Origin of the sequence: Arenibacter latericius DSM 15913 (assembly GCF_000424985.1) — a bacterium.
Classification (GTDB): domain Bacteria; phylum Bacteroidota; class Bacteroidia; order Flavobacteriales; family Flavobacteriaceae; genus Arenibacter; species Arenibacter latericius.
This window is the reverse complement of the sequence record NZ_AUKX01000080.1, coordinates 1-6,643: the sequence shown is the minus strand read 5'-3', so window position 1 is coordinate 6,643 and position 6,643 is coordinate 1. Positions and strand designations below refer to the sequence as shown.

The window sequence follows — 6,643 nt, the reverse complement described above, 5'->3', positions numbered from 1 at the left end:
AGGACAAAGGTTAGTAACCTAGCCAACAAGAAAATAAAGAGCCTACTTGATCTATGTGCAAAATCGGCCTTACAGCATAATCCGGAAATGAAAGCATATTACCAGAGGAGACTGGAGGAAGGAAAAAACAAGATGAGCACAATCAATATTATTAGAAACAAATTAGTGTCCAGAATGTTTGCAGTTATTACGCGAAATGAACCCTATATTAATCTTATGAAATATGCAGCTTAGGATTGTTGATAAATTAAAGTAGATATCCTTTTTTTAATCATAGAATACAGGCGGGCTCGCCTAACGAATACACAGGTCCCTTATGTAGAGCAGCCCAAAGCCCAATACTGCGAACTACGATCACCGTAAAACGGTTAAAGAGGAAAGGTTATGTTAGTTTAATTGAGTACTACAAACGTTAAGTTTTATTATTGAACCGCCGTATATTTACCCGAATTAGATAGCCTGGCCTGCCCGTGTCATTAAGGCGTAAAAAACCCAATTGGCCTGCCCTGATCGTAGACGAAGGGTACTGTGGTGTACTCATGCATTTTATTTTGGAAATAAAGTATTCGTGAATGCGTTGGCATTTGAGAGGCGCAGTCCGTTTCTATTTAGGGGCGGACCCGTCTACTCAATTATAAGCAGGCTTTTCTTTAAAACGTCTTGACTTCTCCATTATCTAACCAATCAGGGACTTCATAACCTTTTGCTTTTGGATGCTGTTGAAAAATTGTTCTAAAAGCTCTGATTGACGAATATGCATCACTAGTCATTTCTTTTTGTTTTTCAATATACCTTTTGTCATAAACATTTTCACTAATCCTATGAGCAGGGTTCTGTCTTTCACGTCTTATTTTTTTTAAAGGTTTAAAAAGGTCTTTTATTATTGTTTCGTCAGCAACGTTATAGACTTTTAATAACCACTCTTCGAATAATCTTATAGTTCCTTTATGTTTTTTTTCGACTAATCCATCTTCAATTTCATTTAGTTCAAATAATTCAATCTCTCCTTTGAAAAAATCTTTATTAATGTTATCAGATAGCATTTTGTCTAGAAGTAGAACAAAGTCATTATAATTTTTTAATGTAGGAGTAAAGAAGAAAGTAAATTCTCGTGGTCGATTTTCGTTATCGTAACTTTTTCGAAAAATCTGTTTATCAAATATCAATAAGCATAATTCATTTAAACAATTTAACTCCCCAATGAAAGCACTGAATATTGAGTATGAAAAAGTCCAATTTCCTTGTATTGTGTTTTCGTGATACTCCTTAAGAATCTTACAATCGGGTTCTCTTGTCTCTTTACTTTTCCAGAAAACTTGATGTTCTTCAGTTAACTCTTTTAAGTATCTCAAATATACTACTGCTAATCTGTTATTTTGTGAGTCAAATCCTAGACCAAATGTTTTTACAAATATTTGGTCTTCTTTTCTAACGATTGGTTTATCGTATTCATCATATTTACAGGAAATTTGCCCAGAATAATCTTCAAATTTAAAATCGAATCTTGGGTCATTAGCGTATCTTTCTAAGACTTCTATTTCAAAGAAAATTGGTTTTAAATGTGGTTCTCCAAGAGCTAATTGTTTGGTATATAATTCATTGTTAAATTCTTCTAATTGTCTATTAGCTTTAAGGTAGTTATTAGATGGATACAGACAAATTGGAAATTCGGAGCTTTCAAAAGCTATAGTTACTTCACCATATTTTTTATGAGAAACTTTATCCATTTTTGCTTGTTCAAGAATTTTTAATTGTATTTCTATTGGATAGTGTTGAAAACCAATTATATGTGGATTTGTACTCGATTGTATTGAAATAATATCCTCTTTAACCAACTCTTTTATGATTTCAATTGATTCAGAGTATTTAATATCAAATTCTTCTGATATCTGACGCAAAGGAATACCATTAAAATCATTTGAATCAATGAAGAAGTTAAAAACCTTATTTTCAATCTTTTTTTTCAAATTCTGTTTTTTGTGCATGCTTGTAACGGCCCAGCTATGAGTAGTGCGGGAGCAGAGAAGCATTGTCCATTCCTGCTAGCACCAAGCCAAAGCAATTTGTTTGTGTTTATTTTGTAAATTTCAAATGCCAAATCAAACAGATTTGGCGCCCTCATAAATATAGAAAAACTCAGAATAAAACACTAGAGCCTGGATTACTTATAGGTACTGTTAGCAAATCGTTTTATTTTGCGTCCGAGTAAAAGCTAGCTTTCTGGGTGCGTATTGAGTGCGTCTGAGTAAGAAAGTCTTGCAAACCACTCCGTAGCCCTCCGAATCGAGCTAAAATCCATTTGAACATGAGTGAGGGGTTAATACTCCATCCGAGTTTTTACACCCGGAACTATAGATTAAGACCAAGCTTTTCTACTTACCCAAAATGTTTGCTAACATATTGGTATAATAACAGGTTACTATACCTCAATTTTTAAAAGTATCTAATATAAAATATTTTTCAATAGGTTGTCTAATTACCGTCTAACCCTAAACTATAACAAATCCAAATTCAACTTAGGGAGTAAGTTCGCGGCTTCCTTCATTTTCTTGTCTATGATTTTAGCATAGATCTCCGGCATTTTTATTTAACGGTGTCCGAGACGTTTGGAAACGGTATAGATATTTTAAAGATATTCTGTTAGAAATATAATTCGCTGTATACCAGTCTTGGTCACGGCAATCGCACTGTATAGAGTGCTTAGGTTTTATTGCTTTAGTACGAGCGTGACGCTCGCACCAGCAGGGGCCGTCAGAAAGGGGCTACTCCGTTTAAACGATCCCGAGTTCATACGCAGGTTTGCCCTGCACATCCTGTCCAAGGGATTCGTGCGCATACGCCATTATGGAATCCTGAGCAGTTCCAAGAAAAAGGAGTTGCTCCCTCTACTGAAACAAGTCCTGAGCAGACCGGTGAACCATGAACGACCTCCCTTGAAACATCTCTGATGTCCTTACTGCCAGATCGGGATTATGGTGACCGTGGCGGTATTCAATAGCCGCGGCCCGCCCAAAGCATGGTCCGACACAATGAAAAAATATGCCCCCAGCACAACGCCCCAAAAAGCGTAAGGGGATGCCCATGGCCAAGATCAAAATAACGGGCAAGAAAAGATCGTCCTAGCCAGGAAAAAGGGTACAGAAATATCATAAAGGAACCTAGGCGGACAAGGGAAAGTGATTATTAATAACCTTATGGCCCCGACAGGACTTCGATATCCATCTATAAAACTCATTTAAACCATAGCAATCCCCATAGAAAGGGACAACCTGACCCGGTTTAGTCAACACGGTCTTCATGTTTGGCTCCCTCACCTAATTTCGGGCCAGGCAGTACCGACCACACGAAGACTTAGTTGTTGTGCCTAGTTATTTTTTTCCGATGATAACTCGTTCAATTCTTTTAAAAGAATATCAAAAGCTGAATCTTCATTTATATTTAATTTAAAAACTCTATCAAACTCTCTCATCGACTTATCCAGATATTTACCAGCTAAATTTAAATAGCTAATATGTGGTTCGAAATCGATGATTATCGGATGTCTAAAAAACTTATGTAAAGGGTTTTTACTTACATCCGTATTATACTTTGAAATATGAGCCCAAGTACTATGTGTGCAATTACTAAATGGTTGATAAACGTAATTATAAAAATCAATTATTCCTGCTTCTTCAGCCATTTTGCGTGTATTTTACCCAGACCAACTTCCAAGATTTACCTTTGTTAGGAAAGTGTATTTTTGAGAATTAATGAACTGTTCTTCACGTTCAATATATTCCTCTATTTCTCCTTTCATAGTTTCGTCCAAATTATTTTTTCTGTGTTCAAGGTCAAGTTTTAGTTGACCAAGACCGTGAATAATAAATTTTTCAGAATGCTCTTTAGGATTTACTAATATCCACGCTAGATTAATATGGTTATCAGCCATTGTTCTCAAGATAATAGGTGCAATTTCTTCGTTCCACATTTGTAAATTCGTTGATAACTGAATTGCTAGAGAACATTGTCTAGCCAAAATTCCACCAATTACTTCATAAGTACTGTTTTCTATTAAGTTTTTATCCCAATTATTCCACCTTATTTTTAGGGAACTCCTCACGTTTTCAACGTAATTATTTATGCAACTAGTAATATTTAAACCTTTTTCTTCCATAATCAAATTGCACAGTATCCAGTCGGCTAAGTACCCCATTGTATAATGGAGATAATTTAGTAAGCGGATTCTTTGCCTATTTGTTCAGCTGTAATTTCTTATAATTTTGTGGGTAGAGATTTTTAATATCGTTATACTTAATGGTCATAATATTCTCTAAAACATATTTTAACCACTCGTATGGATTGACTGCGTGCTTTTTGCAAATAGCAAAGAAGGAATAGATTACCGCAGCTCTTTGGGCCGCCTTATGGGATCCAGCAAACAAGTAATTTTTTCTCCCAATAGCCACTGGCCGAATTTTGTTCTCAATCTGGTTATTATCAATAAGTAAATTGCCATCATAGAGGTAAGCGCACAGTGCATCCCACCTGGAGACGCTATAGGCCAGTGCCTGTCCTATGAGACTTTGGGGCAAGGTATGAACAAGCTGCTGGGTCATCCATTTACCCAGCTCATTAATTATCGGTAGTGCTTCTTTGAGTCGAACCTCCTTAATTTGATCTGGACTAAGGTTAGCTTCTTTAATTGTTCTCTCAATGGCATATAACTTTTGGATTTCTCTTAGGACATGCTTGGCTCGTTTGGGATCATTGTTTAAGGACTTCTCATGATAACGCCTTGCGTGTGCCCAACAGGCCAGGTGAGTTATCCCATCTTCCTTGGCATAGTGTTCATAGACGGCATACCCATCGGTCTGAAGATAACCTTTAAACCCCTTGAGCATATGCACAGGTGCCTCCTGGCCACGGGTAGGCTGGTAGTCAAAGACTACATTTCCATCGATCGGGCTGTGATACACCCAATAATAGCCTTTATGGGTTTTTCCTTTTTTTCCCTCATCCAACACCTTTATCGTCGTTTCATCAACCTGCAAGTATCCTTGAGATTTTACATCTGCCACCAACTCCTCAAAGAGCGGCACAATCCTATCGATTCCCCTGGCACACCATCCATTTATCGTAGAAGGCGGTATAGGGACTTTTTCTCTTTTAAAGCGCTGACCAATCCGGTAGAGCGGCATATGATCACAATATTTATCAACGATGATGGAAGTTATCAGTCCGGATCCGGGAATACCCTTTTCGATTACCCGCTCGGGAAGTTCCCCGATACTCACGCCTTCTCCGGATTTGTGAGCGTATTTATACCGGATGTATCTGCGAATAAAAAAGCGTGCAGGCTCATATTCCAGTTCATCGGTCTCTTCCTTACCGATACATTTCATCTGGGAGATATCTCCTTCAGGGTAGATCTCTACTTCCTCCACCGGAAGATGGTCCGGTAATGGCTGACGGCCTTTATGATTGACATTTTTCTTCTTGCGTTGGTAGGTGATTTTTTCGGTAAAAGCCTCTTCTCTTTTTTCAAGCTCCTGGCTAGAGGTTTCAAAAGGCAGGGCCAACTGGTCCCTGTTTTCAAATCGCTCCCGTTTTTGTCCAAACTGCATTCGTCGGAACATCTCTAGCTGGCTCTCTAGATAGGCTACTTTTTCTTCCAGAACTCCGGATTTACTTAAATATTTGCGCAGATGCTCTTCTGTCCGGACGAGTTCTTTGTCTTTTTTCTTTAATTCCTTGGCCTTTTGTTGTAATTCCTTCTCTTGTAGCTTTAATTCTTGCTGAGATTCTTGAAGTTCTTTTTTATGGAAAGCCACCTCTTTTGATTGCTCTTTTACTAGAGCCAACAACTGTTGTTTTGAGAGGGTTTCAAGGGCTTTTTCCATAGCTTAAAGATACGGATTCCCTTAGTTTCTCGCAACCATTATTTCGTATTTTTGTCAATAAAATCAATGGGGCTGGGAGGATTGTACCTGGAGAGGTGGCGTAGCTTTTCCGCCTTGATCCCTTCGATCATCATTACCAACTGGCTCCAACTTACCGTTCCTGATTCGAGCACTTTAGGAAGCGAAAAAGTTCCTTTTTCAAGACGCTTATAATAAATGACAAAGCCCCCGGATTCCCAGTGCAGAAGTTTGATATGGGTGGCCCGGCGATTGATGAAAATAAATACATCGCCACTGATAGGGTCTTTTTCCATTTTACCGGTGACCAGTCCAGATAAACCTTGAAAACCCTTTCTCATATCACAGGGCTGTTTATATAGGTAAAATCGATGGGAAGAACTTAGACTAAACATAGTTACAGGTTTATTAGTGCAGCTAATTCGTTCAATCCAATATCGGAGACCTCCAACTCCACACCATTGGGATATTTAAGACGATATTGAGCATAGAAGGTTTCAGGTTTCCTACAAGTGATAGCTGCAAATCCATCAGGAACTTCTTCCTTAGCATTTTTCCATATCTTAATCCAATAGTAAAACTTACTGGGGTTTATTCCTTTATTATTGCAGAACGCCTTTTTACTGAGTCCGCTAACTTCCCATTCCTCGATTAAACCAAACATAAAGGTTTGCTTATCCATTTTTTTGATGGCAAGCTAGAACTTATCCGAGATTGTCAAAAGATGTACTTTACCGACTGAATAC

The 6,643-nt window shown here is 37.9% G+C and carries 4 protein-coding genes and 3 pseudogenes; 2 read left to right on the top strand and 5 right to left on the bottom strand.

The features are described from left to right. Positions 1-234 (top strand): annotated as a pseudogene (locus tag H344_RS22030) (IS110 family transposase); the annotation flags it as partial. Between the two features lie 416 nt (positions 235-650). Here the strand turns inward: H344_RS22030 and H344_RS0116365 are convergent. Then, positions 651-1,967: a hypothetical protein gene (locus H344_RS0116365; RefSeq protein WP_157378358.1), complete on the bottom strand. Its 1,317-nt coding sequence runs from the start codon at positions 1,965-1,967 to the stop codon at positions 651-653. 810 nt (positions 1,968-2,777) lie between these two features. Here H344_RS0116365 and H344_RS22475 point away from each other — a divergent pair. Continuing rightward, a pseudogene (locus H344_RS22475) lies at positions 2,778-3,071 on the top strand (transposase); the annotation flags it as partial. A gap of 293 nt (positions 3,072-3,364) precedes the next feature. Here H344_RS22475 and H344_RS22450 read toward each other — a convergent pair. From H344_RS22450 to tnpA, 4 genes and pseudogenes are all read right to left on the bottom strand, one after another. Further along, positions 3,365-4,153 (bottom strand): annotated as a pseudogene (locus tag H344_RS22450) (DUF5677 domain-containing protein). A 76-nt stretch (positions 4,154-4,229) separates the two neighbouring features. Next, the gene (gene tnpC / locus H344_RS0116350) at positions 4,230-5,879 is read right to left on the bottom strand and encodes an IS66 family transposase (RefSeq protein WP_026811263.1); all 1,650 of its coding nucleotides are present in this window, start codon (positions 5,877-5,879) and stop codon (positions 4,230-4,232) included. Positions 5,880-5,917: 38 nt separating this feature from the next. Then, positions 5,918-6,292 carry an IS66 family insertion sequence element accessory protein TnpB gene (gene tnpB / locus H344_RS20655; RefSeq protein ID WP_051254378.1) on the bottom strand — a complete coding sequence of 125 codons (375 nt, stop codon included), beginning with the start codon at positions 6,290-6,292 and terminating at the stop codon, positions 5,918-5,920. 2 nt (positions 6,293-6,294) lie between these two features. Next, on the bottom strand, positions 6,295-6,579 hold the full coding sequence (gene tnpA, locus H344_RS0116340) for an IS66 family insertion sequence element accessory protein TnpA (RefSeq protein ID WP_026811262.1): 285 nt from the start codon (positions 6,577-6,579) through the stop codon (positions 6,295-6,297). Positions 6,580-6,643: the final 64 nt, after the last annotated feature.